The organism is Halomonas sp. G11 (assembly GCF_001663515.1).
Lineage (GTDB): Bacteria > Pseudomonadota > Gammaproteobacteria > Pseudomonadales > Halomonadaceae > Vreelandella.
Genome location: NZ_LYXG01000017.1, coordinates 62,755 through 82,648, shown reverse-complemented (window position 1 = coordinate 82,648; position 19,894 = coordinate 62,755). Strand labels below are relative to the sequence as shown.

17 protein-coding genes are annotated in these 19,894 nt (G+C 58.4%); 11 read left to right on the top strand and 6 right to left on the bottom strand.

Annotated elements, in window-relative coordinates; genetic code table 11:
• Positions 1 to 122 precede the first annotated feature (122 nt).
• Together ADS46_RS09300 and ADS46_RS09295 are read left to right on the top strand one after the other, a co-directional pair.
• Positions 123 to 977, top strand: coding sequence for a hypothetical protein (locus ADS46_RS09300; protein ID WP_066319221.1), 855 nt, complete (start codon positions 123 to 125; stop codon positions 975 to 977).
• Positions 974 to 1,906: a diguanylate cyclase domain-containing protein gene (locus ADS46_RS09295; RefSeq protein WP_066319276.1), complete on the top strand. Its 933-nt coding sequence runs from the start codon at positions 974 to 976 to the stop codon at positions 1,904 to 1,906. Before ADS46_RS09300 ends, ADS46_RS09295 begins: the two co-directional genes overlap by 4 nt.
• A 39-nt stretch (positions 1,907 to 1,945) precedes the next feature.
• Here ADS46_RS09295 and ADS46_RS09290 read toward each other — a convergent pair whose 3' ends face one another.
• From ADS46_RS09290 to mpl, 3 genes are read right to left on the bottom strand one after another with little or no spacing between them, the layout of a single operon-like run.
• Positions 1,946 to 2,569 (bottom strand): LysE family translocator, encoded by a 624-nt coding sequence (locus ADS46_RS09290; RefSeq protein WP_199825210.1) that lies wholly within the window; start codon positions 2,567 to 2,569, stop codon positions 1,946 to 1,948.
• Positions 2,570 to 2,572: 3 nt separating this feature from the next.
• Complete coding sequence (locus ADS46_RS09285) at positions 2,573 to 3,220, bottom strand: flavin prenyltransferase UbiX (protein ID WP_066319220.1); 648 nt, start codon at positions 3,218 to 3,220, stop codon at positions 2,573 to 2,575.
• Entirely contained in the window at positions 3,220 to 4,605 is a 1,386-nt protein-coding gene (gene mpl / locus ADS46_RS09280; protein WP_066319218.1) for a UDP-N-acetylmuramate:L-alanyl-gamma-D-glutamyl-meso-diaminopimelate ligase, read from the bottom strand. Before mpl ends, ADS46_RS09285 begins: the two co-directional genes overlap by 1 nt.
• A 208-nt stretch (positions 4,606 to 4,813) precedes the next feature.
• Between mpl and ADS46_RS09275 the strand changes: the two genes are divergently transcribed.
• The 8 genes from ADS46_RS09275 to pepQ all read left to right on the top strand — a co-directional run bounded on the left by ADS46_RS09275 (position 4,814) and on the right by pepQ (position 13,479).
• Positions 4,814 to 5,200 carry a glutaredoxin family protein gene (locus ADS46_RS09275; RefSeq protein WP_066319270.1) on the top strand — a complete coding sequence of 129 codons (387 nt, stop codon included), beginning with the start codon at positions 4,814 to 4,816 and terminating at the stop codon, positions 5,198 to 5,200.
• A gap of 270 nt (positions 5,201 to 5,470) precedes the next feature.
• Positions 5,471 to 7,048, top strand: coding sequence for an ABC transporter substrate-binding protein (locus tag ADS46_RS09270; protein WP_066319216.1), 1,578 nt, complete (start codon positions 5,471 to 5,473; stop codon positions 7,046 to 7,048).
• Positions 7,049 to 7,146: 98 nt separating this feature from the next.
• Positions 7,147 to 8,193, top strand: coding sequence for an ABC transporter permease (locus ADS46_RS09265; RefSeq protein WP_066319214.1), 1,047 nt, complete (start codon positions 7,147 to 7,149; stop codon positions 8,191 to 8,193).
• Entirely contained in the window at positions 8,190 to 9,131 is a 942-nt protein-coding gene (locus ADS46_RS09260) for an ABC transporter permease (protein WP_066319212.1), read from the top strand. Before ADS46_RS09265 ends, ADS46_RS09260 begins: the two co-directional genes overlap by 4 nt.
• A gap of 7 nt (positions 9,132 to 9,138) precedes the next feature.
• On the top strand, positions 9,139 to 10,155 hold the full coding sequence (locus tag ADS46_RS09255) for an ABC transporter ATP-binding protein (protein ID WP_066319210.1): 1,017 nt from the start codon (positions 9,139 to 9,141) through the stop codon (positions 10,153 to 10,155).
• Positions 10,152 to 11,219 (top strand): ABC transporter ATP-binding protein, encoded by a 1,068-nt coding sequence (locus tag ADS46_RS09250; RefSeq protein ID WP_066319203.1) that lies wholly within the window; start codon positions 10,152 to 10,154, stop codon positions 11,217 to 11,219. Before ADS46_RS09255 ends, ADS46_RS09250 begins: the two co-directional genes overlap by 4 nt.
• A gap of 46 nt (positions 11,220 to 11,265) precedes the next feature.
• A complete protein-coding gene (locus tag ADS46_RS09245) occupies positions 11,266 to 12,180 on the top strand; it encodes a LysR family transcriptional regulator (RefSeq protein WP_066319202.1) in 915 nt (304 codons plus the stop codon).
• 9 nt (positions 12,181 to 12,189) lie between these two features.
• Positions 12,190 to 13,479: a Xaa-Pro dipeptidase gene (pepQ, locus tag ADS46_RS09240; RefSeq protein WP_066319201.1), complete on the top strand. Its 1,290-nt coding sequence runs from the start codon at positions 12,190 to 12,192 to the stop codon at positions 13,477 to 13,479.
• Between the two features lie 100 nt (positions 13,480 to 13,579).
• Here pepQ and ADS46_RS09235 read toward each other — a convergent pair whose 3' ends face one another.
• From ADS46_RS09235 to ADS46_RS09225, 3 genes are all read right to left on the bottom strand, one after another.
• A complete protein-coding gene (locus ADS46_RS09235; protein ID WP_066319200.1) occupies positions 13,580 to 14,200 on the bottom strand; it encodes an OmpW/AlkL family protein in 621 nt (206 codons plus the stop codon).
• 536 nt (positions 14,201 to 14,736) lie between these two features.
• A complete protein-coding gene (locus ADS46_RS09230) occupies positions 14,737 to 15,801 on the bottom strand; it encodes a 2,3-butanediol dehydrogenase (RefSeq protein WP_324611671.1) in 1,065 nt (354 codons plus the stop codon).
• A gap of 16 nt (positions 15,802 to 15,817) precedes the next feature.
• Complete coding sequence (locus ADS46_RS09225) at positions 15,818 to 17,614, bottom strand: NAD(P)/FAD-dependent oxidoreductase (RefSeq protein ID WP_066319197.1); 1,797 nt, start codon at positions 17,612 to 17,614, stop codon at positions 15,818 to 15,820.
• A gap of 281 nt (positions 17,615 to 17,895) precedes the next feature.
• On the opposite strand from ADS46_RS09225, the gene ADS46_RS09220 reads away from it, so the two are divergent.
• Positions 17,896 to 19,878, top strand: coding sequence for a sigma-54-dependent Fis family transcriptional regulator (locus ADS46_RS09220; protein ID WP_066319195.1), 1,983 nt, complete (start codon positions 17,896 to 17,898; stop codon positions 19,876 to 19,878).
• Positions 19,879 to 19,894: the final 16 nt, after the last annotated feature.

The following is a 19,894-nucleotide window of genomic DNA, read 5'->3' as shown; positions in this document are numbered from 1 at the left end:
CTAAGCTATTTTAGCGCTATACTAAGGGCTAATTTAACACTTTTCGCCACCTTTCTGATGACGATTTTACGCATATCACGCTCACCATCACGCATCTCTCCAGGGGTTGATAGTAAGCCACCATGCAAAATAAATACAAAATACGCCTATTGAGAGCCAACCTGTTGGCGGCGGCCGTGGTGCTTGCCCTATGGACACCCTCTGCACCGCCGTCTGCGGCACTCGTGTTGTGGCTATCGGTGGGCTGGTTGTTTATCACTGCCCTGCTGCTGGACTTCAGCCACCGCTATCCGCGTGGTCGCCCGTGGCAGTTGTTACCGGGCGCACTTCTACTCGGGCTGATTGCCGCCGCACCGGAACGCCACGGTCTGCTGATCTGGGCCTGGGCGGCCCTGTTCATGTTACCGCAAATGAGCTGGGTGGCCGCGTTCAACATAAGCGCTGCCCTACTCAGCAGTGTACTGGTTGCGCCACAGTTATCGACACCCGCCTGGCTATTAATGGTCATTTCACTGGCGATCCTGTGCGTTCTGGCACTGGCGCGTGCGCAACAGTTGATCGATATGAACGGAGCGATTCGCCAACGCTTGCGGCTCGTTCCGGGCTTGAACCTCTGGGCTGGCGAGCAACTGGTGAGGGACATCCAGCGTGAGCAGACGCGTTGCGCCCGGGAAGGCATTTATGGGGAGCTAATCGTCCTGCATGTAAAACGCCATCAACTGTGGCCAACAGCCAAAAAACTCTGCGAACTTACCCACGACTTCGAAAATGTCTACCGCCTCGATGGCACGACCCTGGCAACGTTAATGCTGTCACGCTCGGCGCCCGAGGCCCATGAGCGTTACCAGTCGTTAATCAATGCGTTACCCGACAACACCATCGCCAACCCGATCGAATTAATGGATGTGCCCCCCAACCCCTCAACGCTTCAAACGCTGACCCAACGGCAGGCAAGTGAATGGCGGGGCCAGCCATGACCCAGCATCATTTCCCCCGACAGTTGGTGACGCTTGCGTATATAGCCAGCATCGCCTTGATGGGCTGCTATGCTGTTTGGCTTTATGCCATGGGCGAGTATCGCGACCTCGTCATTCCCAGCTTTATGGTCCTGCTCCTGCTGGCCGCCTTTCTGCTCCATCTGGGCCAGGACATGCGCGCCCACCTGCCGAGGCTGGTACTGCTTTTTTGCACCTATGCAAGCGTCATCGGCGCGCTTTATTACCAGCCCGAGACCCCGCTGATCTGGATCGGCTTGCCGATGACCGCCGCCTTCCTGCTGCTTCCGCTGATGGGCGCGGTCTTGTTGCACCTTGTATTGATTCCACTGTGGTGGTTGATGCCTGCGCTCGCCCAGGCATCGCCCACCCTGGTGATGGGTTACGTGGCCCTGGTGCTTTTGCTGGCACTTCCGCGCTGGGAGCATGCGCGTCGCCGTGCACTGCTGAGAGCCACCGACCCCAATGACAGCGAGTGTGAGGCCTACCACATCGACACGCTCAAAGAGCGCTTGCACAGTGAATACCAGCGGGCCGATATGCTCAACCAGCGCTTGGCAGTACTGGTCATCCATTTACCCCAGCGCGACATGGCGGAGGAACAGTTCGGCGCCCGAGCCGCCCAGGCATTGCTCAGCGCCTTGTGCACCGAGGTCTACAGCTGCTGTCGCGACCACGACCTGCTGGGCCGTGCCGACAATGCCACTTTCTGGCTAGTGTTACCCGACACCAGCGAAAGCGGTGCGCTACTGGTCCGGGACCGGCTTCAGCGCGCCCTGTCCCGACGCGTGTTGGTCGAAACCGGACAGTGCGAGGCGCGCATTGCCGCCTGCCTGCCCTGCCCCAAAGAAAATTTTGAACACTATCTTCAGCGCCTGGAAAACCGGGGCCGCGCACTGGCAACCCCCTGACAGACGAACGGCCTTATCGGCTTATTGTTGACGCTGCCCTTATCCCAGCGCCAGCCATATCCCCACCCCGATCATCAAGGTCCCGGCGATGCGGTTCAACAGGCGGACATTGCCGCTTTTACCCAATACCCGACGCAGTGTTTTCCCGCCAGTGGCATAAACCAGCATACTGGCAAACTCGATGGTCAATATGACGGCGATCAGCGTTATCAGTTGCTGGCCGAGAGGTCGGCTGCTATCCAGGAAAGGCGGCAACAGCACCATGAAAAACGCCCATCCTTTGGGGTTGGCGACGGCCGTTAAAAATCCCTGGAGTGCCAATTGCCAACGCCCTGCCGGTGGGCCAGCTTCAAGCTCATTGGGAATTGCCATGCGCCCTCTTGAGCGCCACATCATGATGCCGATATAGGCCAGGTAGGCACCGCCCACCCACTTGAACGCCATAAACAGCGCTGGCTGGCGGAGCATCAGTGCCGCCACGCCTGCGCCCGCTGCCGCGGCTACCAGCCCGACCCCGATCAATTCGCCGACCATCATCCAGAGCGCGCGCTTGACGCCCTGGGTCATCCCCAGAACCATCGCCAGGGTCATGCACATACCCGGCGTTAACGACACCAGCAAAAACGTCGGTACAAACACCGAAAGCGTGGCCCACGACATCATTGGCTATCCATCCTTGGTCGTTGAAGCAGACAATTGATCTTCCCCCCAGCGGGGCATGAGTTGGTGCTCAATTCCCAACTGATTGAGAATACGCGCCACAATAAAGTCGATTAAATCCTCGATCGATTGAGGACGATGATAGAACCCAGGCGCTGCTGGCAGGATGACCACGCCCAGCCGACTCAGGGTGAGCATGTGCTCAAGGTGAATGGGGGAAAACGGGCTCTCACGCGGCACCATCACCAGGGTACGCCGCTCCTTCACCGCCACGTCAGCGGCACGCTCGATGAGGTTGTTGCTGGCGCCGGTGGCCACCGCAGACAGCGTACCCGTGGAACACGGGCAGATCACCATGGCGGACGGCGCGCCAGACCCTGACGCCACAGGCGCCATCCAGTCCTCACGACCAAAACAGCGAATTTGCCCCGCCGCCGCGCCGCTGCGCTCGCTCAGCGCCGCGGCGAGCCGCTCTGGCTGAGCAGGAAGAGTCACCTCGGTTTCGGTGGCGATCACCATATGGGCGGCTTTGGAGATCATCACCCAGACTTCATGGTTAGCGGCGATCAATACATCAATCAGCCGAAGCCCGTACTGTGCCCCCGAGGCGCCGGTCAGCGCAACGGTGACCGGTGGCTTGAAAGTCGCGGCCATTACGCCTCCTCCCTGGCGGCTAATGCGCTTATCAAGCGCTCATGAACGCCCTCGAAGCTGCCATTCGACATCACCACAATACGATCCTGAGGCGACGCTTGGGTGACGACCGCGCTCACCAGGGCGTCGATATCATCGTAAAGCGTCGAATGCGCCTGGGCGTCCACCAGCGTCTCCATCGACCAGGCCACGCTGGGCGGCTGGAACCAGAAAATCGCATCGGCTTGCGCCACGCTTTCCATCAGACGTTCACGCATTGCCCCCAATCGCATGGTATTGGAACGCGGCTCGATAACCGCCAGCAGGCGCCCTTTTGGCGTTGCCGCCCGAAGGCCCTGAAGTGTCGCCGCAATGGCGGTGGGGTGATGGGCAAAATCATCAATGACCTGAATGCCGTTGACCTCACCGCGCACCTCCTGGCGACGGCGTGGGGTTTCAAAGCGCGCCAGGGCGGCACAGCCACGTGCCAGGTCGACCCCGCACTGCCTGGCCGCGGCCAAGGCAGCCAGCGCATTGCGCGCATTGTGCTCGCCGGTCAAGGCCCACTCCACCACGCCATCTTCTTCAATCTTGCTTTCAGGGTCGCGGTAGATGACCTGAAAACGGCTTGCATCGTCGCGCTCACTGCGCAACTGCCAAGCGCTTTCCGGGTGGTCGCCCACATGATCGACCGGCGTCCAAACGCCCTGCTCCAGCACACGCTCAAGCGCTGGCTGCCCATCGCCGACCAATAGACGCCCCCGGCTGGGCACGGTGCGCACCAGATGGTGGAATTGACGCTCGATGGCGGCAAGGTCGGGAAAAATATCCGCGTGGTCGTATTCCAGGTTATGCAACACGGCAATATCCGGGCGATAGTGGACGAACTTGGAGCGCTTATCGAAAAACGCCGTGTCGTACTCGTCGGCCTCCACCACAAAAGGCGCATCCAGCGACCCCAGCCGGGCCGAGACATTAAAATTGCGTGGCACTCCGCCGATCAGAAACCCCGGCGATAACCCTGCACTCTCCAGCAGCCAGGCTAACAGGCTGGCGGTGGTGGTTTTACCGTGTGTGCCCGCCACGGCGATCACCCGCCGCCCCGGCAACACATGCTCTGCCAGCCACTGGGCGCCAGATGTATAGGGGAGGCCGCTGTTCAGCAAGGCTTCGACTTCCTCATTGCCACGGGAAAGCGCATTACCTACCACCACCATATCGGGGGCTGGCTGCAGGTGCGCGGCCCGGTAGCCTTCCATCAGGCTGATCCCCGCTTCTTCCAACTGGGTGCTCATCGGCGGATAGACATTGGCGTCGGAGCCACTCACCTGATGACCCAGCTCCCGGGCGAGCAGCGCCAAACTGCCCATGAAAGTGCCGCAAATTCCGATAATGTGCAGATGCATCGCTACGCCTCTAAACAACCCAAAAACAGCTGGCAAGCCTAGCACGCCCAGCCTCTTGGCTCACCTGTCTTGAAGGGAGGCAATGCCGCCAGGGAACCATCCTCCGGTGACAACGTCACTTAGATATTGCAGGATGCCGGTCAGCCAACACACCTACGCTTGCCGCTACTCCCATCGAGACGGCAAGCACGACGACGAGGGTTACTTTATGCGCATGCTGATACGCTACTTTTTCCGCGGCCTCCGCGTGGTGCTCGCACCGATCATGATGATATCCGAGAAACTTTCGACCCCACAGTCGGTAAAGCGCTCACCTGAAGAACAGGCCAAGGTAGACGAAGCCTGCAACAGCCTGGCGTTGTATCAGTTCCGCACCTGCCCATTTTGCATCAAGGTGCGCAAGGAAATGGCCCGCCTGGGGCTGATGATCGAAAAACGTGATGCCCAGCTGGACCCTGACCACAAAAAGGCACTGCAGGAAGGTGGCGGCCGCGTCAAAGTGCCGTGCTTGAAAATTGCCCACGAAGATGGACGCGAAGAATGGCTGTATGAATCCGATGAGATCAATCGCTGGCTACATCAGCGGTTTGGCTAATTTGAAAGCCTTTTAGCGTACCCTTTTCCAACTACTCCTTTCGTCGCAATTCCTCTCCGTAACACTCGCCACCGCCTGCCTCATTCATATGCTGAATGAGGTCAGTCATTATTTCGATTGTAGAAAGCCATCGCCTCTCACTATGTTAGACACATAGCTTTCGAGCTGACCGTGTCTGTTTTGCTGCTTTGAACACGTCTCCGTAACGTCTTCAAACCCGGAGAAAAAGCAGCAAAGCAAATAAACAATATCCTTATACAGGGAACGATAATGACGTTTAAAAAAACGCTACTGGCTTCGGTGGTTGGCGCAACGCTTGCCAGTACAGCCCTACTGTCCACCGCCGCTCAGGCTGAAAACACGCTGCGCATGGCCTATGATGCTGACCCGGTATCGCTGGATATTCACGAACAGCTTTCGGGCGGGATACTGCAGCTGTCGCATATGACCCACGACCCGCTCGTACGCTGGAACGATGCCCTTGAGTTCGAGCCGCGCCTGGCCACTGACTGGGAACGCATCGACGACACCACCATGCGCATGTCGCTGCGCGAAGGGGTTGAATTCCACAGTGGAAACGCCTTCACTGCCGAGGATGTGGTCTGGACCATCGAACGCCTCAAGCGCAGCCCTGACTTCAAGGCCATTTTTGATCCGATCGAAAGCGTCACCGCCGTTGACGACTACACGGTAGAGATCACCACCAAGACCCCTTATCCGTTGCTGTTGAACCTGGCGACTTACATCTTCCCCATGGACAGTGCCTTCTATTCGGGGGAAGCCGAGGACGGTGACCCGAAAGACGAAATCGTCAAAAACGGCAACTCCTTTGCCTCACGTAATGTGTCAGGCACTGGCCCTTATACCATCGCCGATCGTCAGCAAGGCGTACGTACCGAGTTCGAACGCAACCCTAACTATTGGGACACCGAATCACCGGGCAACGTCGATAACATCATCCTCACGCCCATCAGTGAGAACGCGACCCGGGTTGCGGCACTGCTTTCCGGCGACGTTGATTTCATCGCCCCGGTACCGCCCAATGACCTGGACCGCGTGCGTGAAAGCGAAGACGCCCAGCTCGTAACGATGTCGGGCACGCGAATCATCTTCTTCCACATGAACCAGGAGCGTGTCGAGGCGTTCCAGGATCCACGCGTACGTCAGGCCTTTGCCTACGCCGTTAATCAGGAAGCGATTGCTGACCGGTTGATGAAAGGCTTTGCCACTCCGGCCGCGCAGTTCTCGCCGGAAGGTTACGCCGGTCATGTCGAAAGCCTGGAGCTGCGCCACGACCTGGAGCGTGCCAAGGAACTGATGGCCGAAGCAGGCTATGAAGACGGCTTTGACATCACCATGATGGCGCCCAACAACCGCTACGTGAACGATGCCAAGATTGCCCAGGCCGTGGCGGCAATGCTGGCCCGCATTAACGTCGACGTGGACCTGAGCACGCTTCCCAAAGCGCAGTACTGGGGCGAGTACGACGACCGTGCCGCCGACATGATGCTGATTGGCTGGCACTCGGATACCGAAGACAGCGCCAACTTCCATGAGTACTTGACGGCCTGCCCGGATCCGGATACCGGCGCCGGACAGTACAACGCCGGTAACTACTGCAATCCAGAGCTCGACGCGCTGGTGGCCGAAGCCAATGTGGAAGTGGATCGCGCCAAGCGTGCAGCGATGCTTCAGGAAGTCGAGCAAACACTGTACGACGAAGCCGCGATTCTCCCGCTGCACTGGCAGGACCTGGCCTGGGCGTCGGCCAATCACGTCAACATCGAGCCGGTGGTCAACGTGATGAACTTCCCCTACCTGGGTGACCTGGTCATGGACGCCGAATAAGGCCTCCAGTGCATTAACCCAGCGTCATCCGACAAGCTCGCCCCGAGGGTATCCGCTTCGGGGCGAGCTCTCCCTGTTTTACTGACGGAAACGTTCTCATGATCGCCTTTTTGGTTAAGCGCCTTTTCCATGCGCTGCTGGTGATGTTTGTCATCAGCATCATTGCCTTCGCTATACAAGATAACCTGGGCGACCCGATTCAGCAGATGGTCGGCCAGTCGGTACCGGAGAGCCAGCGTGCCGAACTGCGTGAAGAGCTTGGGCTCAACGACCCTTTCCTGGTGCAGTACGCGCGCTTTGCAATCAACGCGGCGCAGTTCGATTTCGGCTATTCGTACGTTTTCAACCAGCCTACCACCGAGGTCATTGCGCGCCACCTACCGGCGACGCTGGAGCTCGTGGCCGCGGCTACCTTTTTAATCATCACCCTGTCGGTGCCGATTGGCGTTTATAGCGCCATCAAGCCTCGCGCCTGGCTTTCCCGCTTTTTTATGGGCGTCTCGATTGTCGGCATCTCGATCCCGGTGTTTCTTACCGCCATCATGCTGATACAGCTGTTTGCCATCGGTGTTAGCTGGACCCCTTTTCCCGCCGATACCGCCTGGGGCAGCTGGCTCAATGGTTTGATATCCACGGACGGCGGCATGCCCGCTTACGGCCGAGGTAACCCAGTCCCCGTGTTTGGCACCTGGGAAACCAACTTTGCCAGCCTTGAAGGGCTGACTTACCTGGTGCTCCCCGCCGTTTCACTGGCATCGATCATGCTGCCGCTGTTCATTCGCCTGATCCGCGCTGAAATGCTCGAAGTGATGCAGTCCGACTACGTCAAGTTTGCGCGGGCCAAGGGCATTTCCATGCGCCGCATCTATTTCCTGCATGCCTTGAAAAACACCATGCTGCCGGTCATCACCGTTGGCGGCGTACAGATTGGTACGCTGGTGGCTTACACCATCCTGACCGAAACCGTTTTCCAGTGGCCTGGCATGGGGCTGATGTTCCTGGATGCCATCGAGCGTTCTGATATTCCGCTCATCGTGACCTATCTCATGATCGTGGGCCTGATATTCGTGATCACCAACACCATTGTCGACCTGATTTATGGCCTGGTTAACCCCACCATCAAACTCACCGGAAAGCCCGCATGAATGCATCTTCTTCCGCGCTTCCCAGCCGCTGGGAACGCTTTCGCGACTCGTACCTGTTTTACAGTTTCAAACGCGACATGGTCGCTCAAATCAGCCTGCTGGTGTTCGTTGCCCTGGTCGCCATCGCGGTTCTGGCGCCTTGGCTTTCGCCCATGAACCCCTATGACCTGGCACAGATCGACATTCTCGCCTCGGAGCTGCCGCCGTTCTGGATCGAGGGTAGCGACGCACAGTACCTGCTGGGCACCGACGCCCAGGGCCGCGACATGCTCTCGACGATTCTGTACGGCGCACGCGTATCGCTGATTATCGGTTTTGGTGCCGTGGCTCTCCAGGCGCTGATCGGCGTCTGTTTTGGCCTGCTCGCCGGCTATCTGGGGGGCCGTATCGATGCGTTCCTGATGCGTCTCGCCGATATCCAGCTGTCGTTCTCGACCCTGATGGTCGCCATTATCGTCGGCGCGCTGGTCAAGGCCATTTTCGGTGGCGAGACCTTCAGCGCCTATGCCGTGCCGCTGCTGGTGCTGATTATCGGCCTCGCGGAATGGCCCCAGTACGCACGTACCGTACGCGCCTCGGTGCTCGCCGAGAAAAACAAGGAATACGTCGATGCCGCCCGGGTGATGGGGCTCCGCAGCAAACGCATCATGTTCCGGCACGTACTGCCCAACACGCTATCCCCGATCTTCGTGATTTCGACGGTACAGATTGCCAACGCGATCATTTCAGAAGCCGCACTGTCGTTTCTCGGCCTGGGCATGCCCGAAACCCACCCGTCGCTCGGCTCGCTGATCAAGTCGGGGTTCGACTATATCCAGTCGGGCTCCTGGTGGATCACGCTGATTCCCGGGGCGGTACTGGTGGTGCTGGTACTGTCCATCAACCTGCTGGGCGACTGGCTGCGTGACGTCATGAACCCGCGACTCTACAAAGGCTGAAGACACCATGGCACTACTGGAAGTGACAAATCTGGACGTGCGCTTCGGCCTGCGCCAAGGCGAAGTGCGCGCATTGCGCGACGTGAACTTTACCCTTGAACGCGGCGAGCGCTTAGGCATTGTCGGCGAATCTGGCGCGGGCAAATCCGTGGCCGCGTTTTCGCTACTCAACCTGATTGCCAAGCCCGGCTTTATCGCCGGGGGCAGCATCAGCTTTGAAGGTAAAACGCTCAATACCATGTCCGAACGCGGCCTGCGCAAAGTGCGCGGCAACCGCATCTCGATGATTTTCCAGGACCCGATGATGACCCTGAACCCGGTCCTGTCCATCGGCGAACAAATGGTCGAGTGCCTAAAGGCCCACCGGCGTATTTCAAGCAAGGAAGCCCGCGCCATTTGCCTGGACAAACTGCGCCAGGTACAGATCCCTTCGCCGGAAACCCGCCTGGACCAGTACCCCCACGAGCTTTCCGGTGGCATGCGCCAGCGGGTGATCATCGCCATCGCACTGCTGCTGGACCCGGATATCATCATCGCCGACGAGCCCACCACGGCGTTGGACGTGACCATTCAGGCCGAAATCATGGCGTTGCTTCTGGAGCTCTGCGAGCAGCACAACGTCGGCTTGATTCTGATCACCCACGACCTCGGGGTGGTCAGCCAGGTCACCCAGCGCATGCTGGTCATGTACGCCGGTCGCGTGATCGAGCAGGGACCCACGCGGGAGATCATCAACGACCCGCAGCACCCCTATACCCAAGGGTTGATCAACGCACTGCCGCAGATGGCAACGCCCGGCGAAAGGCTCAATCAGATCCGCGGCAGCATGCCGTCGCTTTCAAACCTGCCCAGCGGCTGCGCGTTTCACCCGCGCTGTAACTTTATCAATCGCGCTGATGGAAAGCCCCGCCCTGCCTGTATCGAGCAGGTTCCCGGCTTTGTCGAGTCCGGCAACTGCCGCGTGGCGTGCCATATGGTCGCTGAAATGCTTGAAGACCGCCGCTTGAAGGAGGAAACCTCATGACCGCGCCCGCTGAGGCCATGGCGGCCCACCCGACGCCGACCCAGAACGAGAAAAGTGACGACTCGCTGCTGCAGATTCGCGGCTTGAAAAAGCGCTTTTCCTTGTCGGGCGACTTTCTTGAACAGCTACGCTTCAAGGGTGGCAAGCTGGTTCGCCACCAGGAATACGTGCATGCCATCAACGGCGTCGATCTCGACATCAAGCGCGGTGAAGCACTTTGCGTAGTGGGCGAATCCGGCTGCGGCAAGTCCACCGTTGCACGCATGGTAATGGGGCTGATTACCCCTTCGGAAGGCGAGATTCGCTACGGCGGCGAACGCATTGACAACCTGAGCTCGCGGCAACTGCTGCCCTACCGCAAGCGCATGCAGATGATCTTCCAGAATCCCTATGCATCGCTCAACCCACGCATGACCATCCAGCAAACGCTGGAAGAACCGCTACGGCTGCACCATCCGGATTGGCATCGCGAGAAAATCGAAGCCAAGGTCGAAGACGTCATGCAGTCCGTCGGCATTGACCCGGACTGGGGCAAGCGCTTCGGCCACGAATTTTCCGGCGGCCAACGCCAGCGTATTGCCATTGCCCGTGCCCTGGCCGTCGACCCTGAGTTTATCGTTGCCGATGAGCCCATTTCCGCGCTGGACGTCTCCATTCAGGCGCAGGTACTCAACCTGCTGATGGAAGCCCAGCAAGAGCGCAACCTGACCTATCTGTTCATCACCCACGACCTGGCAGTCGTCGAGCATTTCGGGACCCGCGTTGCCGTCATGTACCTGGGTACGGTATGCGAAATTGCTACCACCTCGACATTATTCGCCAAGCCACGCCATCCTTATACTCAGGCGTTGCTGTCGGCGATTCCACGGCTTGAAGACGACCGCCCCCAGCACATCCGGCTCTCCGGCGAAGTACCTACACCGGTGGATCTGCCCAGCGGCTGCGTGTTTCATGGCCGGTGCCCCCATGCCAATGCGCGCTGTAAACAGGAAATCCCTGTCCTGCAGACACAGGATGACGGCACGCGTGTTGCATGCCACGCTGTTGAAGAAGGCCGCCTATGAGGCGGTCGTCGGACCTTAGATGGCGCTATGCACGGAGAGGTAAGGCATGGAAATTCGCTGGCTAGAAGACTTTATCGCCCTGGCCAGAACGCGACACTTCTCCCGCGCTGCCGATGAACAGAACGTCACACAACCCACTTTTTCCCGGCGTATCAAGCTGCTGGAAGAGGAAATGGGCGTGACGCTGATCAACCGGCAAACACTGCCGCTTTCCTTGACCCCGGCGGGAGACGAGTTCTTGCTGCTGTGCGAGCAGGTCACTGACCGCGTTCGGCTGACGCGAGACCGCGTACGGGAAATCAGCGCGGGGCAGAAACGGCGCATCATGGTGGCCGCCCCACAGAGCCTGCTGGGGCAATTTCTACCCGAGTGGCTGGCCACAACCGGTTGGCAGGAGCGTGTTCAACCCTATCTGCGCGCCACCGGCTGGGTGGCCAGCGACTATTTCCAGGCGCTCCAGCACGGCGAATGTGACCTGGCGATCTGCTACTGGCCGATTGGGCGCTGCGATCTGGACATCGACACCAGTGCCTGCACCTACCGCGTCATCGGCCATGAACGGCTGATTCCGGTGACCGGTGTCGACGAGCACTCGGCGCCGAGAGCATTATTGCCGGGCAGCCGCCAGCAGCCACTTCCCTGGCTCGCCTACCCACAACGAGGCCTGCTGGGCTCAGCGGTGACCGCCCACCTGGCGCGATTACCCCAGAGCAGCTATTTAAACGCCCAGAGCGAAAACCTCTATGCGGCGGGTATCAAGGAACTGGTGCTGCTCGGCTACGGGATGAGCTGGCTGCCCGAACGCAACGTCGAGGCTGAGCTTCGCCAGGGTAGCCTGGTCCGCGCAGGCGACAGCCGCTGGGATGTGCCCATGGAGCTTCGCCTGTATCGTCACCAAGGCCAGCACCATGGAGAGCTGGACGCCTTCTGGAGTGAACTCCCACACTTTCGCACTTACTAGAGACCCTGCATGTCATCGCAACTATATCGGTTACAGCAAGAGCATCTGACACGCCTGCAGCACGACTATACCGCCTTGCTTGACGAGCACCAGCTCGACAGCCTGGCCATATACAGCGGGCACACCAACGCCTACTTTGCCGACGATCAGGCACCCGCCTTCCAGACCTACGGCCACTTCATGCACTGGGTGCCACTGGCCGACGTGCAACATAGCTGGCTGGTGATACGCCCTCATCAGCGGCCACAACTTTACCTTTATGCCCCGGCGGACTTTTGGCACCTGCCGACCCGGCTTCCCGAAGAACCCTGGGTCGACGAATTCGATATCCACCTCTGCAGCGACCACGTCAGCCCCGCGCTGGATGGCCACGCCGCAATTATCGGCGACGTGGCGCAGCTGCCCAGCGCCAGCCTGAAGGCGCAACTCAACCCTGCCACCTTGTTGAATCGCCTGGACGAGCGTCGCATCGTCAAGTCTGACTATGAAATCGCCTGCCTACGTGAAGCCAACCGGCTCGCGATCGCCGGGCACGAGGCCGCCCAGGCAGCCTTCCTGGGCGCGTCCGGCGAGCTGGATATCCAACTTGCCTACCTGGCAGCTAGCCGCCAGCGCGAGTCGGCGGTTCCCTACCAGAATATTATCGGCCTGAACGACCACGCGGGCGTCCTCCACTACCAGCACTACGACACCAGCCCGCCCAGGCGACGCCATAGTCTGCTTGTCGATGCCGGAAGACGCTTTCGTGGTTACTGCGCCGATATCACTCGCACCCACGCCGGGCCAGATGCCCCGGCGCTATTCGGCGAGCTGGTGGGCGCCGTGCACGACCTGAAAGACGAACTGGTTCAGGGGGTTACAGCGGGTACGGATTTCATCTCGCTGCACGAGCAGATGCACCAGCGTCTGGGCGATATTCTGATCGCCCATGATCTTTTCCGTGGCAGCCGCGAACAGGCTATCGATGAGGGCGTCACCCGTGCCTTCTGTCCGCATGGGCTGGGGCACTCGCTGGGATTACAGGTGCATGACGTGGCCGGTTTACGCCACCCGGACGGCACTGCGGCTCCGCCGCCCAACGAGCATCCGGCGCTTCGTCTCACGCGTACGCTTTCCAGCGGCATGGTCGTGACCATCGAGCCCGGGCTTTATTTCATTCCCATGCTGTTGGCACCCCTGCGCGAGACATCGCTGCCCATCAACTGGGCGCTGGTGGATTACTGCATGCCCTGCGGCGGCATTCGCATTGAAGACAATATCGCCGTGACCGACCAGGGGCCGGATAACCTGACCCCTTGAGTTGAGCTAAAGCCGCACACGCCTGATATAAAAACGCCCAGCTGAGCTGGGCGTTTGTTCTAGCTTGGCTAACGCAATGGTGTGCGTTCAATATGGCCGATTAGAAGCGGTAGGTGACACCACCACCAACCGTCACGGGGTCAATGTCCACGTCACCAACGTTGTTACCGTTGGATGTGATGTCGGCATCCACGTCGGCGTAGCTGACATAGCCGTTAAGCATGACATTGTCCGTCACCGCCAGATCAAGACCCGCCTGGCCAATCGCACCATAGCTATCGTCGACTTTGAGGCCAGTGGCAGTGTCTTCGCTATAGAAGTTGGTGTAGTTGAGACCGACGCCTACGTATGGCTGAATGCGTGAATCGACACCACCCATCGGGTAGTAGTTGAACAGCGCATTAACCGGCAGGCGCTCGACGCTACCGGCATCACCAGCGGCTGTCGTCAGGTCATGTTCAAAGCCTTCACCACTGTTCAGCTCAACGCCGAATTTGTCATGGAACAGATAGCCAACGCCATAGCTGAAGCCGTTTTCACTTTCGACGTCCAGATCGGCTCCGCCTACGTTGCTGTCGTCGGAAGCGATGTCCGTTTTAGCGACCCCACCGCGAACAAAAACATCACCCGCGGTGTACGCAAGCGCAGCTTGGCTTGCCATGGCAAGGCCAGCGGTAATCACAGCGGCAGATACAATTTTAAATTGGTTCATCAGGGTCATCCTCTCAACTTTCGCTCGGAGTCCGTTATCAAGCGTCACGTATCACTCACGTCTACAACATGCACGTTTATACCGTCGGCGACGCTTTGATAACTTGTACAGCAATTAGTATACGAACACTGTTTCCAAACGTCACGTAAAATTTTGTTATAATATTAAGCACGAAATATGCAGAGAAGAGAGAGGGCTAAATTACACGCAAAAAAAAGTCCCCCGAAGGGGACCCAGGTGGAGCACGCCAGCTCACTCGGTGTATCGCTGAAAGTTAGCAGCGATGTAGGTGAAGAAGGGAGAGAAGCAAGCTATCCAAGCCGTTGTTTCTCTATTCACTCACCCTTTGCCATATACCATGCGATCTGCGTGCCACTTTTTAAAAAATATATATAAAACAATATTTTAATAAATATATGATTGATTTTTTGCTAATTTTCCTCGCACTGCAGCAAATAAACTGCACCAGCACTGCGCAGCTTGCAGCCTTTTTGCATCACAAAGCATCATGTGATTTCGTTAGCGCTCAGCAATCCTCAACGTCGCTAAGGTGTCACGATGATTTTCACCTGAGCTTTATCGTTTAACAGCGCCTCAAAGCCCGCCTCCACAATGTCAGACAGTGGAATGCGCTGGGTGACCATGTCCTCGGCGCGGAAATAGCCTCGTTGCATCAGCGCCATTACCGCAGGATAAACATGACGATAGGCAATAATACCCTTCATGGTGCGCTCTTTGATGACGAGGTCGTTAGGCTGAAAGCTGGCCTCTCCTTCCCAAATACTGACCACCACCACTTCGCCACCTTCATGGGTGCTGTGCAGCGCCTGATTCAGCACGGCGGGAATGCCAGTTACCTCAAACGCCACGTCCACGCCGCCACCGCTCAGTGATTGAATCGCTGCCACCGCATCCTCCTGCTGCGGATCAACCGCAATGGCCCCCAATGCTTCGGCCTTGGCTTTGCGGGAAGGCGCGACCTCTATAGCGTAAATTTTCGCAGCACCGGCGGCCTTAAGCGCTTCAATGGTCATTAGTCCAATGGGCCCCGCGCCGAATACCGCCGCACTGTCCCCAGCTTTCAGGCAGCTTTGGCGCACCGCATGCAGCGCTACCGCCGCGGGCTCTACCAGGGCGCCCTGTTCGAAGCTAAGATCATCCGGCAGTTTGTGCACCATATGCTCACCCATCACGGTGAACTCGGAAAAGCCGCCGCCGCCGCCCGAAAGTCCATGAAAGCCGAGCAAGGGCGTCAGGTTGTAGCGCTCCATCTGATAAGCGCCATCCTCGTTGGGGGAAAGAATCGGTTCAATGGCCACGCGATCGCCTACCTTCACCCGCGTTACCTTATCGCCGACCTCGACCACTTCCCCGGCAAATTCGTGGCCCATAATAATCGGTGCCTGCTCGCCACTGATCGGGTGCGGTTTATCAACCGGAATAAAAATCGGCCCGGCGGCATACTCGTGCAGATCACTGCCGCAGATGCCACAGGCGACGACTTTTACCTTCACCGCGTGGGGGTCGTTGATAGTGGGCACCGGCACTTGCTCGACGCGAAGATCCTTCGCTGCGTACCAAACTGCTGCTTGCATGCTTGCCTCACTCATGGGTTACCCTTCCTTGTTAAGACGTGTGGTGAACCGGCTGCAGACCATAGACAGGCGTTGCCAGCCCCTCCATGCGTGCCTTCAACTGCAGTGCCAGATAGTGTGAGTAGTGCCGCGACTGGTGCAGATTGCCGCCATGGAACCACAGCGCCTCCTGCTGGGTGGGTTTCCACATGTTGCGTAGCTCGCCCTCCCAGGGGCCAGGGTCCTTGGTGGTGTCGGAGCCCAAGCCCCAGCACTTGCCGACTTTATCCGCTACCTCCTGGGAGATAAGTCTGGCCGCCCAGCCGTTCATGGAGCCATAGCCAGTGGCATAAACGATCAAATCTGCCTCTAGCTCACTGCCATCGGTGAGGGTGATGGAGTGGGGATTGATGCGCTCAATGCCCACACCGCTGCGCAGCTTGATATCGCCATTGGCAACCAGATCACAGGCGCCCACATCGATGTAGTAACCCGAGCCCCGGCGCAGGTACTTCAAGAACAGGCCCGAGTCGTCGTCGCCAAAATCGAGCATAAAGCCCGCGTCTTCGAGCTTCTGATAGAACTCGGCGTCGCGCTGTTTGATCGCCTCAAACGCCGGGCGCTGAAAGTCCGGCAGCACCTTATAGGGGATCGAAGCAAAAATCAGATCAGCCTTGTCGTGGGTCAAGCCACTGGCCACCGCCTCTTCGGAGTAGAGCGGCCCCAACACCTCTTCCATCAGCGAATCCGACTTAACGATATGGGTGGATGAGCGTTGCAGCATGGTCACATCAGCATCGTGCTCCCATAACGCGGCGGCAATATCGTGGGCGGAGTTATTCGACCCCACGATGACGCACTTTTTACCGGTGTAAGCATCTGGACCCGGATGCTGGCTGGAGTGCTGCTGTTCGCCTTCAAAGTTTTCTGCACCGGCAAATGTCGGCACATTGGGCATCCCCGACATCCCGGTCGCCATGACTAGCTGCTTGGGCCGCAATGTGATCGCTTCGCCGTTGCGCTTGACGTTCACCACCCACTCCCCTGCGGCTTCGTCGAAGTGAGCATTCTGACACTCGGTGGAGCTCCAATAATTGAGCTCCATCACCTTTGTGTACATTTCCAGCCAGTCCCCCAGTTTGTCTTTGGGGGCAAACACCGGCCAGTTTTCAGGAAAAGGAATATAGGGAAGGTGGTCGTACCAGACGGGATCATGCAGGCAGAGCGACTTATAGCGATTTCGCCAGGAGTCCCCTGCACGCTCGTTGCGCTCGATAATAATGGTCGGCACGCCCATCTGCTTCAGCCGTGCCCCCAAGCCAATACCGCCCTGGCCGCCACCAATCACCACGCAGTAGGGCTGCTTTGTGTAACCGAGCTCCGCTTCTTCGCGCTGTCGTGCTTCCAGCCAGGTTTCACGCTGCTTATTGGCGCCGTGCTCAGCGCCTTTAGGACGGTGATGATTACGCGGCTCAGGGAAGTCGTGCAGGGACTGCATCGTGGTGAGCAGCGTCCAGCATTTACCCTCTTTCAGCCGCAGGTAGCCTTTACCGCTGGCGACCGCGGTCTCGAAGGTGAACCACGCTTCGGTGATATCGCCATTTTGGGTTGCTTCGCCTTCGAGTTGCCAGTTGGCCGGGCGCGTATTATCCAACGTAGCGTTCAGCATGGCCTGAATCTCGTCTTTACCTTCACAGGTTTTTAAATTCCAGGTAAAGGTAAGGAAATCGCGCCAATAGCACTCATCGCCAAATAGAGAGACTATCTGCTGAATATTCTTGGCTTGCAGTGCGGTGTCAAAGTTAGTCAGCCATGCTTGAACAATGGCCGTGGCGGTTGGCTGTGTCATATCGGTACTCCAGATCAGGTTTGTTATTGTTGAATCAACCATGATTCAACAAGTTCTAAGCACCCGCCGTGCCAAGTCACTTAAACACCACCTAAGATACTGATAAATAGACACATAATAGGCAGCCATAAAACACCGCAACGGTGTACACCTGTCACACCCTTTACACCCTGACGTTACAGGTGTAACTCACGACTAACGGTGTAATTCAGCCGCGTTGACACCTTACCCAAAGCGCATAGTCTGGAAGGACAACAACAAAGCGCGACGTGAGGAATACCATGCCGACCAACTCGCCCCTGCCTGCGCAGCTACGATCCGTTCAGCGCCAGCATATTGAGCATGTGTTTCAGCTCGGCGAAGGCCTGGATTCGCCCCATATACCCGCCCAGGAAATGATTCGCCATTCTTGGCTGCGCTGCTTGAACGAATACCAGTTGGACCCGACTCAACCACGACCCGCGCGCGTCGTGCCACAACAGACATTGCTGGAACACCGTGAATCGGTGGATGAATTGCTGCACGTGGCCCGAGCGGGGGTCGAGCAACTTTATGGACAAATTTCCCAGCTTGGTTATGTCCTGCTGCTTACCGACCAACGCGGTATCACAGTCGAGTTTCGCGGCGACCCACGCCAGGATCAGCAATTGCGTAAGGCCGGGCTCTACTTGGGCGCTGACTGGGACGAGCGCTTTGCAGGCACCTGCGCCGTAGGCACCTGCCTGCACGACCGACAGGCAATTATCTGTCACCGCCAGGAACACTTCGACGCCTCGCATATTTCGCTCACCTGCACCGCCGCGCCCATCGCCGACCCCCAGGGCAATGTAATGGCCGTGCTGGATATATCCGCACTGCAATCGCCTACTCAGCGTGAGAGCCAGAATTTCAGTCTCTCGCTGGTGACGCTCTACGCACGCATGATTGAAGACGCTTACTTTTTACAGCGCTATCGAGACTGCCTGATGGTGCGTCTGGATACGTCGCGGGAGTTTGTGCACGTCAACGGACGTGGGCTCATGGCCATTGAAGAGAACGGGCAAGTGATTGCCGCCAATGCGATAGGCCGGGAGTTGATCGCCGAACACCAGCGTCGCTGGCCACCCTGGTCGACAAGCCCTACGCCCATGCTGGGAGAATTATTCGAGTGTGAAATTACCGATGTCTTGAGCATCAACAGCGCCACCGACGACCAGATTCGCGCCTTTCGGGCCCGTGCCAGCAACACCATATACTTTATTAGCCTGCTGGAACCCAAGCGCCCCCGCTCGAGCCAGCCGACAAAACCGGCCAGCGCCTCACTGCCAGAATCGCTGGCGCGCTTAGGCGCGGATGACCCCGCCATGCGCAAGGTACAGAAACTCGCTGAACGGCTGCGTAATGAAACCAGCGTCAATGTACTGATTAGCGGAGAAACCGGCACCGGCAAAGAGGTCATTGCCCGCGCCCTCCACGAAAGCGGTAACCGTGCAAACTATCCGTTTATTGCGGTGAACTGTGCCGCTATCCCCGAAGCACTCATCGAAAGCGAGCTGTTTGGTTACGAACCAGGCGCCTTTACCGGCGGGCGCGCCAAGGGGATGCGCGGGCTGATTCCCCAGGCCCACGGCGGCACGCTGTTTCTGGATGAAATCGGCGATATGCCGCTGTCACTGCAAACCCGGCTGCTGCGCGTACTGGCAGAACGGGAAGTCATGCCGCTGGGTGCCAATACGCCTGTAAAGGTCGATATTCGGGTCATTACCGCCACCCACCGCAATATCGATGCAATGATTCAGCAGGGCGAGTTCCGCGAAGACCTCTACTACCGCCTTAACGGGGCTCAACTGCGCCTGCCCGCGCTGCGTGAACGTGCCGATAAGCTCTACGTGATTCGCCAGGTGTTTAACGATGTGGTCAGCGAACGCGGCGGCAGCCCCTCACCCAGGCTAAGGGCCGATGCCATCAGCGCCCTGCTCGCCTACGCTTGGCCGGGCAATATCCGCCAGCTAAAAAATGCACTGGCGTTTGCCCTGGCCACCTCGGAAAGCGACGAAATCACCGTTCACGATCTGCCCGAGCAGTGCCTTGGCCAACGGATCACGCGGCAGGCATCTCCACTGTCTTCGGAAACGAATCACGATACCGATTCCACACTGCTGACAATCCTGAAGGAGCAGCACTGGAACATAAGCGCTGTGGCTCGCGCGCTAGGGGTTTCTCGGCCCACGATCTACCGGCAAATGCAGCGCCAAGGCATCGTGCCACCGAATTGGCAGGCGTGACAAAGAGTGGCAGAGG

Bases quoted from the DNA above. Each gene is read 5' to 3' on its own strand.
- ADS46_RS09265 (WP_066319214.1), top strand. From the start codon at position 7,147: ATGATCGCCTTTTTGGTTAAGCGCCTTTTCCATGCGCTGCTGGTGATG.
- ADS46_RS09245 (WP_066319202.1), top strand. From the start codon at position 11,266: ATGGAAATTCGCTGGCTAGAAGACTTTATCGCCCTGGCCAGAACGCGA.
- ADS46_RS09290 (WP_199825210.1), bottom strand. From the start codon at position 2,569: ATGATGTCGTGGGCCACGCTTTCGGTGTTTGTACCGACGTTTTTGCTG.
- ADS46_RS09250 (WP_066319203.1), top strand. From the start codon at position 10,152: ATGACCGCGCCCGCTGAGGCCATGGCGGCCCACCCGACGCCGACCCAG.
- ADS46_RS09295 (WP_066319276.1), top strand. From the start codon at position 974: ATGACCCAGCATCATTTCCCCCGACAGTTGGTGACGCTTGCGTATATA.
- ADS46_RS09285 (WP_066319220.1), bottom strand. From the start codon at position 3,220: ATGGCCGCGACTTTCAAGCCACCGGTCACCGTTGCGCTGACCGGCGCC.
- ADS46_RS09270 (WP_066319216.1), top strand. From the start codon at position 5,471: ATGACGTTTAAAAAAACGCTACTGGCTTCGGTGGTTGGCGCAACGCTT.
- ADS46_RS09220 (WP_066319195.1), top strand. From the start codon at position 17,896: ATGCCGACCAACTCGCCCCTGCCTGCGCAGCTACGATCCGTTCAGCGC.
- mpl (WP_066319218.1), bottom strand. From the start codon at position 4,605: ATGCATCTGCACATTATCGGAATTTGCGGCACTTTCATGGGCAGTTTG.
- ADS46_RS09225 (WP_066319197.1), bottom strand. From the start codon at position 17,614: ATGACACAGCCAACCGCCACGGCCATTGTTCAAGCATGGCTGACTAAC.
- ADS46_RS09300 (WP_066319221.1), top strand. From the start codon at position 123: ATGCAAAATAAATACAAAATACGCCTATTGAGAGCCAACCTGTTGGCG.
- pepQ (WP_066319201.1), top strand. From the start codon at position 12,190: ATGTCATCGCAACTATATCGGTTACAGCAAGAGCATCTGACACGCCTG.
- ADS46_RS09255 (WP_066319210.1), top strand. From the start codon at position 9,139: ATGGCACTACTGGAAGTGACAAATCTGGACGTGCGCTTCGGCCTGCGC.
- ADS46_RS09260 (WP_066319212.1), top strand. From the start codon at position 8,190: ATGAATGCATCTTCTTCCGCGCTTCCCAGCCGCTGGGAACGCTTTCGC.
- ADS46_RS09275 (WP_066319270.1), top strand. From the start codon at position 4,814: ATGCGCATGCTGATACGCTACTTTTTCCGCGGCCTCCGCGTGGTGCTC.
- ADS46_RS09235 (WP_066319200.1), bottom strand. From the start codon at position 14,200: ATGACCCTGATGAACCAATTTAAAATTGTATCTGCCGCTGTGATTACC.
- ADS46_RS09230 (WP_324611671.1), bottom strand. From the start codon at position 15,801: ATGAGTGAGGCAAGCATGCAAGCAGCAGTTTGGTACGCAGCGAAGGAT.